This is a genomic window from Virgibacillus senegalensis, assembly GCF_000821245.2.
Classification (GTDB): domain Bacteria; phylum Bacillota; class Bacilli; order Bacillales; family Amphibacillaceae; genus Sediminibacillus; species Sediminibacillus senegalensis.
This window is the reverse complement of the sequence record NZ_LN611425.1, coordinates 230725-252246: the sequence shown is the minus strand read 5'-3', so window position 1 is coordinate 252246 and position 21522 is coordinate 230725. Positions and strand designations below refer to the sequence as shown.

Sequence of the window (21522 nt, the reverse complement as noted above, 5' to 3'; positions counted from 1 at the left end):
TAGGAAACGGTATATTGCGCAGGAAATACCCGAAGACTCCGGCGGGAGGAAAGGCATCGGTGAGTTCCCGCAGAGCTTTAGCTCGAGGAAGCTCACCAGCCGCCCGCGGAAAGCGAAGGGTATTTCCGCAGCAAGGAACAAACGGAAGGAATAGAGGGGCACAAGCCTCTTGAAATGAAACGAAAAGCGGTCTGTATGGAAATGAAATTCCATACAGACCGCTTTTTTACATCCTGCCTATCATAGCGTTTCAGTTTTTCACTGTCATTAGACCTGTGGTCCGCCGGTTTGTTTTTTCTTCACATAATTAATCGGCTTTTCTTTAATGTTTCTGCCACGTAAAATCAACCAAATCTGAGACGCAATGAATAACGAAGAGTACGTTCCGGCAATCAGACCGACAACTAACGCAAAGGAGAAGTTAGTAATCGAGGACGCACCGAAAAAGAGCAGCATAACAGCAGCAAACACAACAGTTATTACTGTATTGAAGCTTCTAGCCAATGTTTGCATCAAGCTTCGGTTGACGATTTTCGCTAGCTCACCGAACGATTTCACTCGTTTCTTCAGCTTCAAGTTCTCTCTAATACGGTCGAACGTTACAATCGTATCGTTGATCGAATAACCGACTATCGTCAGTATCGCCGCAATAATCGTAATATCAAATTCCAGTCTTGTAATGCTGAACAATGCCAAGATGAAAAATGCGTCGTGCAGCAAGGCAATTATTGCTGTTAGTGCAAAGAAAAATTCAAATCGGAAAGTTACATAAATGATTATACAAATTGCCGCGTAGAGCACCGCCATTACAGCGTTTTTGGCAAGTTCCTGTCCAACTACAGGCGATACCGTACTCACGCTTGGATTGTTTCCATATTGTTCACTGAAATAGTCCTGAAGCTCCGCTACTTCACCCTGGTCCAAAACTGTTCCAAATCTTGCAACGGCAATATCGTTATTATCGCCGGATATCACTATCTGTTCCGGAGAATGCCCAAGTTCATCAAAATCTTCCTCAATCATTTCCTGCGTCAGACTGTCATCTGCCAGGATTTCCACTCTGGATCCGCTGGTAAAATCGATTCCAAGGTTCAAACGGAAGACTCCAAGGCAAATGACTCCGGCAAGGATAAGCAATAAGGAAATCGAAAAGAATTTTTTCCGTTGGCCGACAAAGTCGAACTGCCGACCGAATACCTTCGGCTCCACTTCTTCTGTACTTGCTTTATCCTGAATATCTTTCTTTTTCACTCCGAACCAGCCTGGGCGTTTGTTCAAGAAACGGCTGTTTACCCAGAGACCAAGAAATAGCCTAGTCCCGTAAACAGCTGTGATGAAGCTGACCAAAATACTGATAATCAGCATGGTGGCAAACCCTTTGACCGAGCTTGTCCCGAATATAAACAGTACAGCGGCCGCGATCATTGTCGTGATATTGGCATCGAGAATCGTAGACAGGGAATTTTTGTTGCCTGCTTTAAAGGCAGATAGCACCGACTTGCCGGACTTCAGTTCTTCTTTAATCCGTTCGTAAGTAATGATGTTGGCATCTACAGCCATCCCTACACCAAGAATCAAAGCAGCAATTCCAGGCAAGGTCAGCACCCCGTTCATCCATTCAAACACAAGCAAAATCAAATACACGTAAATACTCAACGTAATCGCCGCAATCACACCAGGAAAACGGTAGTAGACCATCATGAACAAGAAAATGAGCGCTACACCGATAAATCCGGCAAAAACTGTTTTATCCAGTGCTTGCTGTCCGAATTGAGCACCTACCGAAGTAGAATAAACCTCCGTTAAATTCACCGGCAGGGAACCGGCGTTCAAAATATCAGCCAGGCGTTGTGCGGAATCGACTGTGAAATTTCCGCTGATTTGAACATTCGATGTATTCAGCGTTTGATTGACGGCCGGTGCCGAAATGTATTTCGGATCCTCTTTGTTCGATTCTTCTTCAAATGAGTCTCCTTCTTCATAATCCATCCATATCACAAGACGATTATCAGGCATTTGCGAGATTTGACTTGTAACATCGGCAAACTTAGCAGGATCTTTCAATTGCATTGTAACAATCGGCTGATTGGTATTAGGATCAAAATCCTGCCGGGCACTGTTCTCTTTTAAATCGTTTCCGTTTAGGTATTCTTCATCGTTGACATCCCTGAATGACAACTGGGCTGAAGTGGAAAGCAATTCACGCGCTTCATTTTGGTCTTCCACACCTGCGAGCTGGACCCTGATCCGGTTAGGTTCTTCGATGTTAAAATTGGGTTCATTAACTCCCAGGACGTCGACACGTTCACGAAGTGCTTCTGTTGTCGCTTCCAGGGTGTCCATACTTACATCTTGATTGCCATCAAGTGTTTCCACTTCATATAAGACTTCAAAACCGCCCTGCAGATCAAGGCCTAATTTGATATCTTTCGTTATTCCTGTAATCGTTGTCCCAATCGTCCCTGCAAAAATTAATACGATTAGTAGAAAGGCAACGATTCTGCCTCTTTTAACCATCCTGTTTGTGCCTCCTCTACTCCATCCGCTCTCACAGCAAATACAGCTAATTTATGATCGGCAAAATGCCACTTTCATTTTTTACATCGTTTTTTATGAACTAATACATAGGAACATTATAGAAATTATTTACATCAAGGTCAATGGACGACTCTTACCCTTCCTCTTCAGCAGAGCCGGATAAAGCAGCGATGGATGCCATTAAATCGTCGTCTTGATATGTTTGAACCGTTAAATAACTCATATAAATATTAGAGCTCAAATGAAAAATATCTCCCACCACTTCATGCACGCGCTTCGATGGATTTCCTTTCCACACTTTTTTCTTCAAACAATTCCAAATGTCATCAGCAGTCGCACGGGAGTATCCCATCATTTTAAATTCATCAACTTTACTTTCCAAAATCAATTCCATTTCTGCTTTCCACTCATCAACCAGCTTTTCTTCCACCAATGGTGCGCCTCCTCTAGCTTTTGATAAATTTTATGTATGGCTGTCATGCTTGGCCAACTGCCTCGCATATACATTCATTGTATATGAATTATAAAAATTTGAGAAGGCAGGTCGTTGATGGTGACCAAGCAAACATTTCTTCAGGGAACCCTGATTCTGATAGCAGCCGGAATGATTACTAGATTCCTGGGCTTTATCAACCGGATAATCGTAGCAAGATTGATGGGCGAGGAAGGCATCGGACTATACATGATGGCCCTTCCGACTTTATTTCTCGTCTATACGCTTACCCAGTTCGGGCTGCCAATCGCCATATCCAAGCGTGTGGCAGAAGCAGAAGCACACGGCGATTTAAAAAAAATCAAACGCATCTTGATCATTTCATTAACCATCACCGGAACGTTAAGTATCGTCTTTCTTATTGGTTTATTGCTGATCGCACCGATAGTGGCAACGAAATTTTTAACCGATGAACGCACGCTTTATCCATTGCTCGCAATCAGCCCGATGGTTCCGATATCGGCAGTTTCTTCCGTCATTCGCGGTTATTTCCAGGGTAGACAGAATATGAAACCGCAAAGCTATGCGCAGGTCATCGAACAAATTGTCCGGATTTGCTGTGTTTCTTTTTTGGTTAAGCTTTTTCTTCCTTATGGAGTGGAATTTGCAGCGGCTGGCGCCATGTTTTCCGTAATCGTCGGTGAACTTTGCTCGTTGTTTTACATGTTACGGATGTTCAAAGTAAAAAAGCGGTTCAAGCTGCGTACCGGAATTTTTCGATATATCAAATCTGGTCGCCAGACATTCAACGAGTTAATGTCGATCGCCCTTCCTGGTACCGGAAGCCGCTTGGTCGGTTCTGTATCCAACTTTCTCGAACCGATTCTCGTTTCCCAAAGCCTGGCGATTGCCGGCTTTCAAACAGTTGCAGCGACAAAACTTTATGGCGCGCTTACCGGCTATGCACTTCCGCTGTTATTCATGCCCACCTTTATTACCCACTCACTAGCAGTAGCTATGGTACCGAATATAAGTGAAGCTGACGCCAAACAAAACAAACAACTCGTTCATTATCGGATCCACCAGGCAATCCGAATATCTTTCGCTTCCGGGGCTTTGGCAACGGTTATCCTGATGCTGTTTTCGGTTCCGATATTAGAATTTATGTATGGTACAAGCAGTGCCAGCCGCTTTCTAGTCTTAATGGCTCCGTTCTTTATTATGTTGTACGTCCAATTTCCGTTAAACGCAGCACTTCAAGCATTGAATTTTGCAAAAGAAGCGATGTGGAACAGCATCATAAGCACCGGAGTGAAATTTGTTGTCCTGATCATTTTTGCAACCAATCCGGATTTTGGCATTATGGGAGTTGCCATGGGGATGATTGTTGGAGTGGTCTTAGGCACCATGTTGCATATGGCTACACTAATCAAAGTCATTTCATTTCGCCTGCCGTGGATGGATTTTCTTAAAATGACCTGTCTATTCGCCCTTACATGGTGGGCTGGAAAGCTGTTAATGCAAATGATTCCAGGCTATGGGGAAGACCTGGTGATTTTTCTATTTGTTCTGGTACTGCTCGCTATCTTTTATTTCTTTCTCTTGTTCCAATTCAAGTTTTTATCAAAGGAAGAGCTGCGTCAATTTCCGATATTGAATCGTTTTATACGATAAATCCCCACCTTGCGTATAATAGACTCCATAGGAGCAAACAACAACCAATTGGCTAGGAAAGTAATAGCTGTATTCCAAATGGCTGAATACAGCTGAAAAAATACACGTGGACCCATACAAAGCGCCGTGTATTTCCACTGACAATAGTCGTAGGAAAACAATCCCGGTTTGTAGATATAGTTATCGCCAAAAAAAGAATCCATTGGCAGCTTGCCTGAAAATGGATTCTTCTTTATCAATTGATCAATTACAAATCCTGCTCTCGACATTCAGAACCTAGTCGAAAACGTTAAGTAAAGTAGTTGGAAAATCCCGGAACATTACTTTTTTTCGTCTTTTATGTCGATAAACATTTGACCGTCTTTGTCGATACTGCAAAAGGATACTTGTTCAATTGCTAAACCCCGCTTTTTCACTTCGCTAATCAGCCAGTCCTTGTCTCGATCCGTTTTATTCAGGGCCCCATCTTGTATTTTTCCGTCGACAATCAAGGGTACGACATAACCATCTGAAGAGACCCTGTCACTTCCGTTAATGGCCTTTTCAAAAATAGATAATTTGCCAGATGACTCAAGAATCGCGAACTCAACATCGTGGATGCTCTTGGTGCCGTTTTCTCTCAGCTGTTGCATCAAATCATTAAAATTATAACGTTGTTTGCGCATTTCATGCTCATCGATTTTACCTTTCGAGATAATAACCGAAGGCTTTCCCTCAAACCAACCTCGAAAAAGTTGATTTTTCAGTGACAGCCATGCAGTAAAGCGTTGAATGATCATCAAAAGCACCATCGGGACGACTGCTTGTGCGATATTCGACTTCGGTTCTTCAATGGCAAATACCGCCATTTCCCCTACCATGATGAAAACGACTATATCAAGCAGGCTTAATTCGCCTATTTCCCGTTTTCCCATCAATCGAAAAATGAATACAATGATTATATAGGTAAGGATAGTGCGGAATATGATTTTACCCAATTCTAATTCCATAAATAAATTCCTTCCAACAATCCAGATACATGATAGTTTTGCCAGAATCAGGTCCTTTTATGCGAAACCCTTTACTTACAAGCTTTGCTGAAACGGGATCAAATAACGTACATATATATAAATAGTAGAGATAATTAAAGAAAGGATAACTAACGGGATTCCATAGATGAGAAAACGGATGAAAGGAATTCGTTGACCATTCCCTTCAGCCAGACCGGCCACTACCACGTTGGCAGAAGCCCCGATCAATGTCCCATTTCCACCTAGACAAGCTCCCAGTGCCAACGCCCACCACAGAGGATCCAAATTGGCCATACCGTATGATTGGAATTCTTTTACGACTGGTATCATGGCAGCGACAAAAGGGATATTATCAATTATTCCTGAAAACAGGCCAGCTGTCCATAAAATCAGCAAAGCGGTATAAGGTAAGTCCCCTTCCGTGAGCAACATGATTCCCCTTGCAAGCTCATCAATGACTCCGACCCTTTCCAATCCGCCAACAAGCATAAAGAGGCCGATAAAGAAAAACAGGGTAATCCATTCCACCTCTTGGAATACTTTTTCTGTACCAGCTTCTTTTTCTGTCAGGAGCAGTAACAGCAATGCTCCGGCTACTGCCACTGTGGTCAGCTCGATATGGAAAACCGGATGGAGCAAAAAACCCGTAATCGTCATCAGTAAAACGGTAACCGATTGGTACAGCATCGGAGTCTTTTTTAAATAAGATTGTCCGTCCATTTCCATCAATTGATCGATGCGCTCCTCATTTTTCCGTAATTTATTCCGAAATAAAAAAACAACAGAAATAATCATGATAGAAAACAGCACAACGACAACCGGTCCTAGATGTACAATAAACGATAAGAACGTTAAGTGATCGACAGCCTGGCCGATCATAATATTAGGTGGATCCCCGATTAAGGTAGCCGTTCCCCCGATATTTGCACTGAAAATAATTGTCAGCAAATACGGAAACGCGGGAAGCTGCAACAGTCTGGTTAACGTTAGTACGATCGGGACAAACAGTAGAACGGTGGTCACATTATCAAGCAACGCTGAACCAACCGCTGTAAGGATAGCACATCCAACAAGCAATGGAACGGGCGCTCCTTTCACTCTTTGAGCAAAAGTGATGGCAACAAACTCAAATAGTCCTGTCTTTTTTGTAATCGAAACAAGTACCATCATGGAGAACAATAAAGCAATCGTATTCCAATCGATGTAATGCGTATAAGCGTCTTCCCATTGGTAAATGCCAGTTAAGAGAAGTAATACTCCTCCGGATACGGCCACGAGGGCACGGTTTATTTTCTCGGTCATGATAAAAAAGTAACTGATAATAAATACAGCAATGGCTACTACTGCAGACATCCATTTCTCCCCTTCCCCGCTTTCAATGCCGTTTAACCTTCTAAGCTTGTTCAAGAGCCCATTACTAAGAATGTATTCACAGCTTGGGCAAATATTTAATTCTAATTTAAAAAACCTTGAATAAGCTGATAGAAATGGGACAACACATAGGGAGGTAATCAGATGGCACGAGTACGTTTGACCGCACTTCTTTATGGATGGATTACGGCATTGGGACTCATATTGGCAGCTAGCTTGATCTTATCCATTCTATTGAAATTTACGAGTTTTGGAGCAGCTGCGTTGAATTGGACGACTTTATCGATCAGCATCGCGGCATTGTTCCTCGGCGGACTGATATCCGGATTGAAAGGAAAGGAAAAGGGATGGATATTGGGTGGCCTGACAGGTCTGGGATTCATTCTTTTCATCTTGCTTTATCAGTATCTTGGATACCGCACAGGCATCACTTTGGAACAGCTCGTTCATTGTGGCGGATTTTTAGCCGCATCGTTAATCGGTGGAATGCTTGGGGTAAACTTGAGTTCGGATACTAACTCCTCCAAGTGAAAGATGGATTTTATAAACTTGAAAATCCAGAAGAAGGCTGACTGCTATGTCAGTCTTTTTCCCTTAAAAAAGTGCAAAAAAACTCCGGCAACCCATGCTCAACACGGAAACCGAAGTTTTACGAAAAAAAATCGAATATTAATCTTGCTGTGATACTACATCTCTAACCGCAGAACGGTCGTATGTAATCTTAGTGCCATCCGGAGTGGTCAAAACGATTGTACCTTCATCCAAAGCATGAACAGTCCCATGCATTCCGCCAATAGTAATGACTTTGTCCCCTTTTTTCAAATCCGCCTGCATTTGACGCACTTGCTTTTGCTTCTTTTGCTGTGGACGAATCAAAAGGAAATAAAAGATAACGAACATTAAAATGATCGGTGCTAATGATGCTAAAACATCCATCGTATTTCCTCCCTTCTAAAAGTTTTTCGCATTTGGTTTGTTGAAACCATATTGTTCAAAGAATTCCTCTCTGAAATCGCCAAGACGATCTTCTTTTATCGCTTCGCGGACTTGCATCATTAATTCTAACAGAAAATAAAGATTATGGTAAGTAGTTAGTCTAAAGCCAAATGTTTCATTCGCTTTAATTAAATGACGGATATAGGCTCTTGAATAATTCCGGCATACATGACAGTTGCAATTCTCATCCAACGGCCCGAAATCTCGTGCATACTTAGCATTACGTACAACCAGTCTTCCATTGGAAGTCATACAAGTACCATTTCTTGCAACTCTAGTAGGCAGTACACAATCAAACATGTCGATACCGCGGATAGCGCCATCGATCAATGAATCGGGTGACCCCACTCCCATCAGATAACGTGGTTTATTGGTCGGCAGCAATGGCGTTGTAAAATCAAGCACTTTATTCATGACATCTTTCGGTTCACCGACAGACAATCCTCCAACGGCATAGCCGGAAAAATCCATAGACGTTAGATCCCGGGCACTCTGACGGCGTAAATCTTCATATTCACCGCCCTGGACGATACCGAACAATCCCTGATCATTAGGACGCTTGTGTGCTTCCAGGCAACGTTCTGCCCATCTGCTTGTCCTTTCCACGGACGCTTTCATATAGTCATGGGATGCCGGATACGGCGGACATTCATCAAATGCCATCATGATGTCCGAACCAAGCGAGTTCTGAATTTGAATGGCTTTTTCAGGGGACAAAAACAATTTTTCACCGCTGATATGATTACGGAAATGAACTCCTTTTTCTTCTATATCCCGTAAATCGCTGAGACTGAAAACCTGGAAACCGCCTGAATCGGTCAAGATAGCTCCATCCCAATTCATGAACTTGTGAAGGCCGCCTGCTTCTTCTACTATGTCTTCACCTGGACGAAGCCATAGGTGATACGTATTGGAGAGAATGATTTTTGCTCCAATTTCCTCCAATTCTTCAGGACTCATTGTTTTAACCGTGGCGAGAGTCCCCACCGGCATAAACATGGGCGTTTCAAACGTGCCATGCGGCGTGTGGACTCTGCCCAGACGTGCTCCTGTCTGTTTGCAAGTTTTGATATGTTCATAGGTGATTGGCATTAACTGCACCCTTTCTTGTCAACTTATAAGGCTTATAAAATCAGCATCGCGTCACCGAAACTGAAAAAGCGGTAACGCTGATCAACCGCTTCACGATATGCCTTCAGAATGAAATCCTTCCCAGCCAGTGCGCTGACGAGCATGATCAAGGTTGATTTCGGCAAGTGAAAATTGGTGATTAGGCCATCTATCGCTGTAAATTGGTAAGGAGGATATATGAAAATATCCGTCCAGCCACTAGCTTGTGTAAAGGTTCCATCATTGTCCCGAGTGATTGTTTCCAATGTTCGAGTGGAAGTAGTCCCCACCGATATTATTTTTCCACCATCCGCTTTGATTCTGTTTAACTGATCGGCCGTCTCTTTCGACATATGATAAAATTCGCTATGCATATCATGCTCTTCGATACTATCGACACTTACAGGCCGAAAAGTTCCCAAACCTACGTGAAGGGTGATAAAGGCAAGCTCGACACCTTTTTCTTTTATCCGCTCAAGCAATTCTTCTGTGAAGTGCAACCCGGCAGTCGGGGCGGCCGCAGAGCCTTCCTCTTTTGCATAGACGGTCTGATACCTGTCTTTATCTGACAATTGCTCCTTTATGTAAGGAGGTAGCGGCATTTCACCGAGCTGTTCGAGTACTTCCAGAAATATCCCTTCGTATTCGAAGCGGACAATCCTTCCGCCATGCTCTTTTACCCCGGTACAAACTGCCTTTAACTGGCCGTCTCCGAATGTAATGATCGTTCCTTCTTGTACTTTTTTGGCTGGTTTTGCCAGAACCTCCCACTCATCCTGCTGCTGTTGGTGAAGTAACAATACCTCTACTTTACCGCCAGTATCCTGTTTGCTTCCATAGAGCCTTGCAGGAAGCACTTTCGTATCATTCAATACGAGGCAGTCGCCTGGAGAAAGATAATCGATCACATCGGAAAAATGCTTATGGCTGATCGTCTGTTTCTGGCGATCCATCACAAGCAAACGTGACGATGTCCGGTCCTCCAAAGGCGTTTGAGCAATTAATTCCTCTGGTAAGTCAAAGTCAAAATCATTTATATCCATTGTCAATCTCCTTACTTATATTATCGGAATTTCCCTATGATAAACAAAATTACCGATAAAATGATGCTAACCACAATCGAAGTCATAATCGGAAAGTGAAAGGAAACATTGCCTTTTTTAAAACTAATATCGCCAGGAAGCCTGCCAAATATCCCCCACAGCATTCCGATGATGATAAAAGCGACTCCTATTACAATAAATAGTTTTCCCATTCCGGTCAAGTTTGCGGCACCTCCCGGTTAAAATGGTGATACGCCTTGGCAGTTACCTGCCTGCCTCTCGGTGTTCGCTGGATAAAACCGGTCTGCAGCAAAAATGGCTCGTAAACATCCTCTATTGTCTGCGACTCTTCCCCGATTGTCGCCGAAATGGTATCCAAACCGACGGGCCCGCCATTAAAACCATCGATGATGCCAAGCAGCAACTTATGGTCGATATGGTCTAAACCAGCTGCATCGACCTGCAGCATTTCCAAAGCAGTCTGGGTCGTTTGTCTGGAAATGGCCCGTTCCCCCTTAACCTGGGATATATCCCGGACTCTTTTCAGAAGTCTGTTGGCAATACGAGGGGTGCCTCTGGATCTGCGGGCGATTTCCGTAGCAGCATCTTTATCGATTCCTACTTGAAAAATATCGGCTGTTCTTTCTACGATGGCACATAGATCTTTTGTTTCATAATATTCCAAACGACTGAGGACACCAAACCGATCACGCAACGGAGCTGTCAGCAAACCAGCCCGTGTCGTAGCACCGACAAGGGTGAACGGCGGTAAATCAAGCCGAACCGAACGAGCACTGGAACCCGACCCTATGACAATATCCAGACAAAAATCCTCCATTGCCGGGTAAAGAATTTCCTCGATTGCCCGTGGCAGCCGGTGAATTTCATCTATAAACAGGACATCGCCAGCTTCCAGAGAAGAAAGAATTGCTGCGAGATCGCCCGCTCTTTCAATTGCCGGTCCAGAAGTCGTCCGAAACTGGACCCCCATTTCATTTGCTATGATGGAAGCCANGCCTTTAACTGGCCGTCTCCGAATGTAATGATCGTTCCTTCTTGTACTTTTTTGGCTGGTTTTGCCAGAACCTCCCACTCATCCTGCTGCTGTTGGTGAAGTAACAATACCTCTACTTTACCGCCAGTATCCTGTTTGCTTCCATAGAGCCTTGCAGGAAGCACTTTCGTATCATTCAATACGAGGCAGTCGCCTGGAGAAAGATAATCGATCACATCGGAAAAATGCTTATGGCTGATCGTCTGTTTCTGGCGATCCATCACAAGCAAACGTGACGATGTCCGGTCCTCCAAAGGCGTTTGAGCAATTAATTCCTCTGGTAAGTCAAAGTCAAAATCATTTATATCCATTGTCAATCTCCTTACTTATATTATCGGAATTTCCCTATGATAAACAAAATTACCGATAAAATGATGCTAACCACAATCGAAGTCATAATCGGAAAGTGAAAGGAAACATTGCCTTTTTTAAAACTAATATCGCCAGGAAGCCTGCCAAATATCCCCCACAGCATTCCGATGATGATAAAAGCGACTCCTATTACAATAAATAGTTTTCCCATTCCGGTCAAGTTTGCGGCACCTCCCGGTTAAAATGGTGATACGCCTTGGCAGTTACCTGCCTGCCTCTCGGTGTTCGCTGGATAAAACCGGTCTGCAGCAAAAATGGCTCGTAAACATCCTCTATTGTCTGCGACTCTTCCCCGATTGTCGCCGAAATGGTATCCAAACCGACGGGCCCGCCATTAAAACCATCGATGATGCCAAGCAGCAACTTATGGTCGATATGGTCTAAACCAGCTGCATCGACCTGCAGCATTTCCAAAGCAGTCTGGGTCGTTTGTCTGGAAATGGCCCGTTCCCCCTTAACCTGGGATATATCCCGGACTCTTTTCAGAAGTCTGTTGGCAATACGAGGGGTGCCTCTGGATCTGCGGGCGATTTCCGTAGCAGCATCTTTATCGATTCCTACTTGAAAAATATCGGCTGTTCTTTCTACGATGGCACATAGATCTTTTGTTTCATAATATTCCAAACGACTGAGGACACCAAACCGATCACGCAACGGAGCTGTCAGCAAACCAGCCCGTGTCGTAGCACCGACAAGGGTGAACGGCGGTAAATCAAGCCGAACCGAACGAGCACTGGAACCCGACCCTATGACAATATCCAGACAAAAATCCTCCATTGCCGGGTAAAGAATTTCCTCGATTGCCCGTGGCAGCCGGTGAATTTCATCTATAAACAGGACATCGCCAGCTTCCAGAGAAGAAAGAATTGCTGCGAGATCGCCCGCTCTTTCAATTGCCGGTCCAGAAGTCGTCCGAAACTGGACCCCCATTTCATTTGCTATGATGGAAGCCAAAGTCGTTTTCCCCAAACCGGGAGGACCGTACAACAAAACATGATCAAGCGGCTCATTTCTCATCTTGGCTGCTTCTATAAAGATACGCAGATTGCCCTTAGCCTTATCCTGCCCAATATATTGCGCCAGGTTGATTGGACGCAGGCTTAACTCCATTGATTCTTCGTCTCCCTGCAGCTCACCGGAAATCATTCGTTCTTCCACGTTATCTCCCCTTTTTCTATCGAAGTTCCCTCTGGTTGTTTGATTTTACTCGAGCATTCATTTCATCATTAAGGCCAATCCTTTGCGAATATAAGGATCAGGACTTTCATGCTGCTCCTGTTTCAAAGACGGAACGATCGCTTTTATTTCCCGATCAGAATATCCCAAAGCTTTCATGGCTGCAATCGCTTCTTCCAAAGCGCTGTTTTGATCTTGAACAGCTTCAGGATTTGAGGATTCATCGACCGTTTCAAATGCTCCAGTTGCAAATCCTTCCGGGAGCTTGCCTTTCAAATCAAGAATCATTTGGCGTGCAGTTTTTTTGCCGATTCCCGGAAATTGTGTTAAAAACTTATCGTCTTCCCTTTCAATAGCCGAAACAAATTCCTCCACACGGACGGATGCCAATACTGCCAATGCCCCCTTCGGACCAATCCCGGATACATTCAACAGTTTGGAAAACAATATTTTATCGTCTGTTTTTTTGAAACCAAATAATGTTTGATTGTCTTCTCTGACATAATGATACGTATATATCAACACTTCTTCACCTAACTGATTCTGAAACGCAAATGGGTTGGCACAAATGATTTCATAACCTACACCGTTTGCTTCTACAATTACAGCCTCTTCGTTAACTGCTTCCAGATTTCCTTTTATGTATGCAATCATTGCGATTACTCTCCCTTATCAACTATAGCCTGTATCTATCTTACCATACAAGCGTATGTTCGTATAACTGTTTTTCTTTTAGCATGCTCGAACCAGGAAATCGGTTCTCTTCTCTAATCAATTGAAAAGGATTCCGGCCAGTGACCAGAATCCTCTCCTTCAACTATTTGCCGAACGCTGGGGAGTCATCCCCCGATAAGCTTCAAGCACATACTGGTATACCTGCTTCGAATCAATTTTGATGCCATCCTGAAGCTGCTGTCTCTGGTAACTTTCCAGTTCTCCGGTATCGATTTGATAAAAAGACTGGATGACCTGTTCATGAATGGGCAATCCTTCAAAAATAGCCAACTGATCATTTGCCAATCCAAAATAGCCGTTCTTCTTCATGTAAGGCGAAATGTCATTGATTTCTTTTTTTAAGACAATCTTGCCTTCCTGCTGGTCGACAACCTGCCAGCCCTTATAGTAAGACCAGAAATCTTCCATGGCCCAAACCTTTTCTTCGTGTGTGCTTTCTTCCACATTTCCGTCGATGAACTGCTTCTGCAAAGTCACTTCCAATACAAGCGGCTCTTGACGCGGAGGGTTCTTATCTTGTTCTTCCGCCTGAATCGGCTGAATGCCGCTTGCATGTATCATTTCGAAGATAAACAGACCACTTATGATTCCTATAACTGCTATAAAGCAGACTAGAAGTTTTTGTCGATGTATCATACCATTCACCCCATGTTAAAAAATAGCTTAACTTCTATTTGACAGTTTGGCCATTTTCAAACTTTTTATCCGGCGGGTATCGTGGACAGAACATAGAAAATGGCTGCCCCTGTAGGAGCAGCCAGCTGATGCCTTATAATTGGGCTAGTACTTCTTCGTCGGCGTCCAGATTGTGATACACATCCTGAACGTCTTCATTATCTTCCAGCATATCGACTAAACGGATCATTTTTTTCGCTTCATCTTCTTCTAACGGGGAGAGCGTCTGCGGTATCATGGTCAATTCTGCTGTAGAAAAGGTATATCCATTCACATCCAATTGATTTTTCACATCTGAGAAGTTTTCTGGATCGGTATAAATTTCAAATACCTCTTCCGTCGTTTCCATTTCTTCTGCACCGGCCTCTATAGCAGCCAGCAGCATTTCGTCCTCATCTGCATCCGTTGTATTCCGGTCGATAACGATGTAGCCTTTGCGGTCGAACATGAAAGCAACACATCCATTTTCACCCAGGTTGCCGCCGTTTTTATTGAAAGCGTAACGGATTTCAGAAGCCGTCCGGTTTTTGTTATCGGTCAAAGCTTTCACCATCACAGCTACTCCTCCTGGACCGTAACCTTCATAGGTCATTTCTTCGTAGTTTACGCCTTCCAGATCACCAGTTGCTTTTTTTATCGCACGATCAATATTATCGTTTGGCATGTTATTGGCTTTTGCTTTATCTACCGCCAAGCGAAGTGCCGGATTCATTTCCGGGTCCCCTCCACCCTGCTTCGCAGCTACGAAAATTTCCTTCGCCATTTTCATGAATATTTTACCGCGTTTTGCATCCTGTGCATTTTTGCGGCGTTGTATATTTTTCCATTTAGAATGACCAGCCATAGGACATTCTCCTCTCTTCAAGCTGAATTTGCAGGTCAGTACCCTTCCTGCAAAGGTAAAAGTTGAGAAAAATTCCTCTATTACTATACCATAAAATCCTATCCTTATAAATGTAAAACTTCCTGAAGACTGCCATCCAAGAGAATAATACGTTCGGCTTTTACATACTTTAGCACTTTCTACTATTCGAGACGCAAAAGGGGGTTAAAGACTAAAATAAAAAAGCAGGTGTACACCTGCGACCGGGTCGAACTTTTAATTTCTTTGTCCCTGTTGTTATTCGCTTATCTAAAAAAGAATACGATTACACAAAGTTAAGTTATATTAGACATCATTGCAGCAAAGCTCATCAGAACACCATTGAATAATGAAATTAACATTGCTATTATAGCGAGATGGTTTTTCTCCGTCTTTTTAAATAAAGCGATAATGGAAAAAATAATTGTTACAATCACGCTTATTATAACTGTGGGTACCATTAAGTCATAATCTATAAAATCAGGATTAGACTCAACCCATCCCCAAATTTGTGCAGTAAATAAAAAGGGGTATAAGCTAACAAGCAAGGCAATATAACTGATCCATGAGAATTTTTTCAAAACCCCACCCCTTTCAAGTAGAGGTTAATACAAGGTTCTAAAATTTAATATTCATTTATGCGACCATATTTTAACATAAAAGGTTTTTCATCACTAAGAACTTTTCAACTATACAGAAGAATGAAATTTTATAGGTATAAAAAGGGCTCTAAAAGACTTTTCTTTTAAAATTTGGTTTTAGATTTTGATTTATATTCCGCAACCATCTCTATTACTTGCTTGCCACCTTCAAACAACTAAGAAAATCTCCGTGATAAGGACACGGGGTTAACAAGAGCGCTGATTTATTTGACCCTTAAACATAGCACATTTGTTTAGTTCCAGTTTTCCCCAGCGAAAAAAGCCTTTGCAGCAGTTACTGTGCAAAGGCCGATTTTGTAGAAACCATCATCTTGCCGGTTCCCTGGCATCCCGATCTCGCATTTGGTTCCAATAGATATCCCCTGTATAAACGAGGACTTCCTTGTCTTTAGCATGGCTTTCAACTTGTTTATATACACTATCTGCAATCGATGCAGCATGATCGTCATACTCTTGGTTCAACGTAAGGGAAACGATTATCCGCTCATCCGTGACGTAAACCTGTGCAAGTCTGATTTCATCTCGTGCATTCAATTCCTCTGTAATCGTTTGAGCTTCTTCATTATAAAAACCTTTTAAATGCTGCTGGCTAGGAGGCAGATTCTCCTGGAATCCGGTGAAGTCCTGTGCCTCTTCCTGTTTGGGGCTATTCCGTGTACCGCCGCCATCGTGCAACTGCTGTTCAGCCTCTTCATGTGTACTATAGTCAATCGGCATGGTAGAGTCCTCCATGTCCTCGCTGATCATTTGTCCTTGTTCCTGCTGGCCGTTACACGCGGAGAGAAGAAAAAGCAACAAACCGCCGAAGACAATGGATAGAAGTTTATTCAATAAAAAAACCTCCCTTACCCATTAGAATGGAGTAAGGAAGATTTTTTAATCAGTTATTTTTTGGGATTACCCCTTACAGTTCAGGTCCAGGAGCAATCTCCCGTTTATGGGCTGATTTTTTGTGGAGCTGGTCGATAATTTCTTTATCTTTTTGCGGTATTTCTTCGCCTTTCAAATACTTATCGATTTTTTCGTAAGTGGTACCCATTTCGTTTTCGTCAGTTTGTCCTTCCCATAACCCTGCGCTCGGCTGCTTATGGACAATCTCATCTGGTACCCCCAGATATTCTGCCATTTCCCGGACCTCACCTTTTCCGAGGCTGACTAAAGGCACCAAATCGACTCCGCCGTCCCCATACTTGGTGAAATAACCAGTGTAAAATTCAGCTGCATTGTCTGTTCCTACCACTAAGTATTGATAATTTGCCGCAAGAGCGTATAAAGTACTCATCCGTAAACGGGCGCGCAAGTTAGCATCCGCCAGCTGTTGGTTCTCCGGATTGATCGATTGCTGGTTGCTCAATTGCGTCTGAATGTTGTTGAACAAAACATCATGTGTTTCAGACAAGTCTACGGTAATCGAATCAATTCCACAGCTTTCGATCACTTTTTTAGCATCTTCCATGTCTTGAGGATTGCTTTTGCACGGGAGTATGACACCAAGCGAATTGTCCGGCGCTGCCCGCTTTATTAGATGAGCCACCACAGCAGAGTCGATTCCTCCACTAACACCTACCAATAACCCTTTTACTCCGGATTCTTTGATTTTTTCCTGTAGCCATGAAATAATCTTTTCTGCTTTTTCCTGCATCGTATGTTCTCCTCCCATTTGATAATAATTTATGTTAGCACAATATCTACTTCTTTCACAAATTGGACTCGCTGCTCCCATTTTCCTTCCATTTTTATCAAGTAATCATACAATTGGTTCGATGTTGGTTTCGTCCGATAAAAAATCAGCCACTCTCTAATCAAATCAGACGGAAGGGCGATGCTCCTTAACATAAACGCTAGTTCATCTCCATCTCTTGCCAATTCTATATGGCTGCTCAATTGCGGTATGTCACAACCTATATAAGGCAAAAACCGCTGCCCAAGTTGGATCCAATCGTAACTTACAGGTGCCAGGCTGAGTAAATCGAAATCGAGAAGGTAAATTTCCCCTGATTTCGATTTCAAAAAATTATGGGATGCTACATCGCCATGTGTCCAACTAAGTTGGTCTACTGCTGTTTTTTCCAACGCATACCAGTCGACCTTTTCCTGTAAATAATGTAACTGCCTATCCGTCAGTTTGATTATTTCCTTCGCCAATGAATCTTTACCAAAAGCTTCAAAAACAACTAGAGTTTTGCGGAACTTATCCAATCGATGTTCCCATTTAAACAAAAGCGGCGGCCGGATGAGCGGATCTGTCACCTTTATGCCTTTTGCTCTTAAATGAAAATTCTTGAGCGCCCTTACAGCAGCTCTCCTTTCCTGCTCCTCGCCAAAATAAAGCGTTTTTCCTTCCTGAAAAGGCATTAACAGCCAGGAATAGTCATAATGATATAAAAAGAGTTCCCCATTTGGAAAATGGACAAACTTGATAATATCGGAATCGGAGTAAGCGTACTGAAAATCCAGCTGTTGCCTGACCGATTCGTTTTGTTTCATCCCTTTTAATATATACCGTTTTCCCGTATAGTCTTCCACTAAATAAACGGCGTGTTTTAAGTACTTCATCTTATGCGTGCACAGTTTAGCTCTCGTCTCTAGAAAGGAAGAGAGACGAGCCTGAAAGGCTTCGTCTCCAAAAATTGGCTTATTCACTTTCTTCTTCTTCCTCCCGAGAGTACTGCGGGTATGGAGGATTGAAATTCGCCATCCCTGAAAATGGCTGCTGAGGCTGATATTGCTGGTAGTAGCTAGGTTGGTTATAGGTTGGATACATTTGTTGCGGCATCAACATTTGACCGCCAAAAGGCTGCATTCCCTGTTGTGGAACGGCCCCAGGATACCCATAACCCGGCCATTGCTGTTCCGGATAACCAGCCATGGAATGAGCAGGGTCTGCATATTCTCCCAATAGATGTGACCCGCCGCATCCACAATCATCCTGGTGCATACCTGCCACATGGTGCGGCATGTGCGGCATTTCCATTGAGGAAGATGACGAAGATGATGAAGATTCCATCAAATCTTCCATTTCCTGCGAAACACCTTGCACGGCAGGATAGGAATATTGATTCATTGTCATATTCTCCACACCAAACTGAGGACCGCACGGGACCGTTTCACCCATCGGATAATAATGGGCAGGCAATGTCATAGGCTGCATCGGAATACAGTAAGAAATGGGCTGATAATAGTGCATAGGCATCGGCTGATAAGCTGGTAATGTTTGTGATGGCATTTCATGATGTTTTTTCTCATGCTCCCATTTTTTGTCCTCTTTTTTCTTCGGCTTCTCATAATGAGGCACTTTAGGTACCGTCATATTGATCGGGAACTTCTCCATATGCTGTTCCATCATCGGTACTTTTGGAACTTCCATCATTTTAGATGCCGGTTTTTTGTGGTCGTCTTCCTTGATCACCGGGAACGATTTAGGAGATGTATCTTTCCATGAATGCTTGGCGGGCTGTTTGCCTGCCATTGGTTTTGTTTCCGGCTTTTCTTTCTCCTTTGGCTTTGGCTGTGTTTCCATCTCCTTTTTTTTCTGCTTCTGTTGAGCAGTTTGTGGAGGGTATTGCTGCATTTCCTTGTCTAAGCTCCCCTCCTGTTTTACTTGAACAGAGCTGCCAGGAATTTTGATTTTCATTCCTGGCATGATCATGTCAGGATTGGACAAGTGAGAATTTACTTGCTTTAATTCTTCGAAATCCACTCCATATTTCTTGGCTATTTCCCACAATGTTTCTCCTTTTTGCACTACATGAATTCTCAATTCTGAAACTCCCTTCTGTATAGTTATGGCAGACACACTTACGAGCCTGAATTACAGAACAATTCAATACAACATATGCGAATGCCCCAGAAAGGTTGATGAAATATTCGACGAACAAGGAAAATATGTCTAAAAAAAACAAGCTGCCGGCATGGATGAACGCTTCATCCGAGCCAGCAGCTAACTTTTTTATACATCCATTTGGTAAACAGGATATGTACCGAGGAACGTCACTTTGCAACCTAATGCTTCCAGTTCTGCCTTCACCCCGGGGAACAATACTTGGTCATAAGCCTGGTTCACATCGATAATGAAATAATAATTGCCAAGCCCTGTTTTCATCGGTCTTGATTCAATTTTGGAAAGGTTCATTTTCCGCCACGCAAATGCAGATAACACTTGATGCAATGCCCCCGCATAATCACTCGGAAGCGTAATCAACAGGGTAGTTTTTTGCGTATCGGGAGCATGTCCATTGCTGATCAACGGTTCTTCCTGCTTCGATAACACTGCAAACCTTGTATGGTTATTCGGATAATCATGAATATCTTCCGCCAGAACCTTCAACCCGTATTCTTCAGCGGCCAGCTTGTTACCAATCGCCGCTGCAGTCGGATCCGATACGGCAACCATTTCGGCCGCCTTTCCAGTCGAAGTGGTATAATGGACGCTCGCTTCCTGTAAATGCTTATGCAGGAATTGGTGACATTGCGCAATGGCATGACTGTGGGAATAGACATGGGCGATATCAGAAAAGGACTGGCTTGCTCTTTCATTTACCAGCAAGTGTTGCTTGATTGGAACCACAATTTCCGCGATGATCGGCAGTCTGACTTGATGGATCATGTAGTCGATCGTCAAGTGGACTGTACCTTCAATCGCATTTTCCAATGGTACAACCGCAATATCGATTTCCCCGTTTTCAACAGCATCCATGCATTCCGGGATGGTAGCAAAGTCTGCTTTTTCTTCTTCGTTAAAAAGTGAGTCTACTGCAATTTTTGTAAATGTTCCTTTTGGTCCTAAGTATCCTACTTTCTTTGTCAATCTGCTTCCCCCTCTTCTATGCACCCGAACTTAATATTTCCACTTTGTCGACAAAATCAAGCCGTTTCAATTGTTGGATCAACGTTTCTATTTGGACGGTCATGGCAGAAGTATTCAATGACAGTGTCACATTTGCCTTTCCCTGGAGCGGAATCGTCTGATGAATGGTCAAAATATTTCCGCCTGCTTTGGCCACCGTTTCCAACAAATTTGATAGAGTCCCGGCCCTGTCTTCCAAGTGAAAAAACAAGGTGATCATCCGTTCCTTTACCATTGCCTGAAAAGGAAACACGGCATCCCGGTATTTATAAAATGCACTTCTCGACAAATCCACCTGTTTGACTGCCTCGAATACAGATTCCACCTTGCCACGCTCAATCAACGCTTTCGCTTCAATTGTTTTTTTCATAGCGTCCGGAAGAATATCCTGTCGAACCAGATAAAATTTTTCCTCTTTCTCAGCCATTTGTTTATTCCCCTTTTCACCCATTAGAAAAGCAAAAATCAAAACACAAAAGATAGCCGACTCAGCTAAAACTTTCAGCTGTATAGCTTCGTTCGACTACCTCTATTTCTTTACTTAAAGCTGTTCCGGCAGGATGATTTCATTGCAAAAGTCAGCCCGCCAGTACCTTATTCAATGAATTCGAATTCGTAATCGAGCAGGCGTACCGTATCGCCATCTTCCGCTCCATGTTTGCGGAGAGCCTCATCGATCCCCATCCCTCGCAATTGGCGGGAGAATCTGCGAACGGACTCATCCCTGTTAAAGTCGGTCATGCGGAATAGTTTTTCGATCCGTTCACCGGATAGAACGAACGCACCATCTGGATCGCGGGTAATTTGAAAACCTTCCTGTTCCGGTTCATACTTATAAACAACCCGTTCTTCTTTCTCCTCAATCGGAGTACTTTCTTTCGGAATCGTATCGAGTAAATCGGCAACGGCGAATAGAAGCTCCCGTACCCCTTCTCTCGTTACTGTTGAAATCGGGTAGATCTGGT

The 21522-nt window shown here is 43.3% G+C and carries 23 protein-coding genes and 2 pseudogenes; 2 read left to right on the top strand and 23 right to left on the bottom strand.

Annotation, left to right across the window (positions count from 1 at the left end; translation table 11 throughout):
- Positions 1-267: 267 nt before the first annotated feature.
- Positions 268-2517, bottom strand: coding sequence for a protein translocase subunit SecDF (gene secDF / locus BN1067_RS11895; RefSeq protein WP_053219061.1), 2250 nt, complete (start codon positions 2515-2517; stop codon positions 268-270).
- 154 nt (positions 2518-2671) lie between these two features.
- The gene (locus BN1067_RS11890) at positions 2672-2968 is read right to left on the bottom strand and encodes a post-transcriptional regulator (protein ID WP_407701379.1); all 297 of its coding nucleotides are present in this window, start codon (positions 2966-2968) and stop codon (positions 2672-2674) included.
- A 123-nt stretch (positions 2969-3091) separates the two neighbouring features.
- On the opposite strand from BN1067_RS11890, the gene spoVB reads away from it, so the two are divergent.
- A complete protein-coding gene (spoVB, locus tag BN1067_RS11885; protein ID WP_053219167.1) occupies positions 3092-4645 on the top strand; it encodes a stage V sporulation protein B in 1554 nt (517 codons plus the stop codon).
- A 320-nt stretch (positions 4646-4965) separates the two neighbouring features.
- On the opposite strand, the gene BN1067_RS11880 is transcribed toward spoVB, so the two are convergent.
- Both BN1067_RS11880 and BN1067_RS11875 read right to left on the bottom strand, forming a co-directional pair.
- On the bottom strand, positions 4966-5634 hold the full coding sequence (locus BN1067_RS11880) for a DUF421 domain-containing protein (protein ID WP_053219060.1): 669 nt from the start codon (positions 5632-5634) through the stop codon (positions 4966-4968).
- Positions 5635-5709: 75 nt separating this feature from the next.
- Complete coding sequence (locus BN1067_RS11875; RefSeq protein WP_053219059.1) at positions 5710-7008, bottom strand: ArsB/NhaD family transporter; 1299 nt, start codon at positions 7006-7008, stop codon at positions 5710-5712.
- Between the two features lie 162 nt (positions 7009-7170).
- Between BN1067_RS11875 and BN1067_RS11870 the strand changes: the two genes are divergently transcribed.
- Entirely contained in the window at positions 7171-7557 is a 387-nt protein-coding gene (locus BN1067_RS11870) for a TIGR04086 family membrane protein (RefSeq protein WP_053219058.1), read from the top strand.
- Between the two features lie 138 nt (positions 7558-7695).
- On the opposite strand, the gene yajC is transcribed toward BN1067_RS11870, so the two are convergent.
- The 19 genes and pseudogenes from yajC to cgtA form a co-directional block, all read right to left on the bottom strand.
- Positions 7696-7962 (bottom strand): preprotein translocase subunit YajC, encoded by a 267-nt coding sequence (gene yajC / locus BN1067_RS11865; protein WP_053219057.1) that lies wholly within the window; start codon positions 7960-7962, stop codon positions 7696-7698.
- 15 nt (positions 7963-7977) lie between these two features.
- Complete coding sequence (tgt, locus tag BN1067_RS11860; protein WP_053219056.1) at positions 7978-9114, bottom strand: tRNA guanosine(34) transglycosylase Tgt; 1137 nt, start codon at positions 9112-9114, stop codon at positions 7978-7980.
- Positions 9115-9146: 32 nt separating this feature from the next.
- Complete coding sequence (gene queA, locus BN1067_RS11855) at positions 9147-10175, bottom strand: tRNA preQ1(34) S-adenosylmethionine ribosyltransferase-isomerase QueA (protein WP_053219055.1); 1029 nt, start codon at positions 10173-10175, stop codon at positions 9147-9149.
- 20 nt (positions 10176-10195) lie between these two features.
- Complete coding sequence (locus tag BN1067_RS11850) at positions 10196-10387, bottom strand: DUF2905 domain-containing protein (RefSeq protein WP_053219166.1); 192 nt, start codon at positions 10385-10387, stop codon at positions 10196-10198.
- 5 nt (positions 10388-10392) lie between these two features.
- Positions 10393-11187 (bottom strand): annotated as a pseudogene (gene ruvB / locus BN1067_RS11845) (Holliday junction branch migration DNA helicase RuvB); the annotation flags it as partial.
- A gap of 5 nt (positions 11188-11192) precedes the next feature.
- Positions 11193-11540: pseudogene (locus tag BN1067_RS11840) on the bottom strand (S-adenosylmethionine:tRNA ribosyltransferase-isomerase); the annotation flags it as partial.
- Between the two features lie 20 nt (positions 11541-11560).
- Complete coding sequence (locus tag BN1067_RS11835; protein ID WP_053219166.1) at positions 11561-11752, bottom strand: DUF2905 domain-containing protein; 192 nt, start codon at positions 11750-11752, stop codon at positions 11561-11563.
- A gap of 5 nt (positions 11753-11757) precedes the next feature.
- The gene (ruvB, locus tag BN1067_RS11830; RefSeq protein ID WP_053219053.1) at positions 11758-12759 is read right to left on the bottom strand and encodes a Holliday junction branch migration DNA helicase RuvB; all 1002 of its coding nucleotides are present in this window, start codon (positions 12757-12759) and stop codon (positions 11758-11760) included.
- Positions 12760-12816: 57 nt separating this feature from the next.
- The gene (gene ruvA / locus BN1067_RS11825; RefSeq protein ID WP_053219052.1) at positions 12817-13431 is read right to left on the bottom strand and encodes a Holliday junction branch migration protein RuvA; all 615 of its coding nucleotides are present in this window, start codon (positions 13429-13431) and stop codon (positions 12817-12819) included.
- Between the two features lie 159 nt (positions 13432-13590).
- Entirely contained in the window at positions 13591-14148 is a 558-nt protein-coding gene (locus tag BN1067_RS11820; protein ID WP_053219051.1) for a BofC C-terminal domain-containing protein, read from the bottom strand.
- Between the two features lie 133 nt (positions 14149-14281).
- A complete protein-coding gene (locus tag BN1067_RS11815) occupies positions 14282-15031 on the bottom strand; it encodes a YebC/PmpR family DNA-binding transcriptional regulator (protein WP_053219050.1) in 750 nt (249 codons plus the stop codon).
- A 314-nt stretch (positions 15032-15345) separates the two neighbouring features.
- Positions 15346-15630 (bottom strand): hypothetical protein, encoded by a 285-nt coding sequence (locus BN1067_RS11810; RefSeq protein ID WP_053219049.1) that lies wholly within the window; start codon positions 15628-15630, stop codon positions 15346-15348.
- A 387-nt stretch (positions 15631-16017) separates the two neighbouring features.
- Positions 16018-16542, bottom strand: a complete 525-nt coding sequence (locus BN1067_RS11805; RefSeq protein ID WP_053219048.1) for a YhcN/YlaJ family sporulation lipoprotein — start codon at positions 16540-16542, stop codon at positions 16018-16020.
- Positions 16543-16615: 73 nt separating this feature from the next.
- A complete protein-coding gene (nadE, locus tag BN1067_RS11800; protein WP_053219047.1) occupies positions 16616-17353 on the bottom strand; it encodes an NAD(+) synthase in 738 nt (245 codons plus the stop codon).
- A gap of 29 nt (positions 17354-17382) precedes the next feature.
- On the bottom strand, positions 17383-18354 hold the full coding sequence (locus BN1067_RS11795; protein WP_053219046.1) for a phosphotransferase: 972 nt from the start codon (positions 18352-18354) through the stop codon (positions 17383-17385).
- Complete coding sequence (gene safA / locus BN1067_RS11790; protein WP_053219045.1) at positions 18347-19471, bottom strand: SafA/ExsA family spore coat assembly protein; 1125 nt, start codon at positions 19469-19471, stop codon at positions 18347-18349. Before safA ends, BN1067_RS11795 begins: the two co-directional genes overlap by 8 nt.
- Before the next feature lie 189 nt (positions 19472-19660).
- Positions 19661-20518, bottom strand: a complete 858-nt coding sequence (gene pheA / locus BN1067_RS11785) for a prephenate dehydratase (protein WP_053219044.1) — start codon at positions 20516-20518, stop codon at positions 19661-19663.
- Positions 20519-20534: 16 nt separating this feature from the next.
- Positions 20535-20984 carry an ACT domain-containing protein gene (locus BN1067_RS11780; RefSeq protein ID WP_053219039.1) on the bottom strand — a complete coding sequence of 150 codons (450 nt, stop codon included), beginning with the start codon at positions 20982-20984 and terminating at the stop codon, positions 20535-20537.
- A gap of 167 nt (positions 20985-21151) precedes the next feature.
- Positions 21152-21522: Obg family GTPase CgtA (gene cgtA / locus BN1067_RS11775; protein ID WP_199868524.1), on the bottom strand; the 371-nt coding region annotated here is incomplete at its 5' end.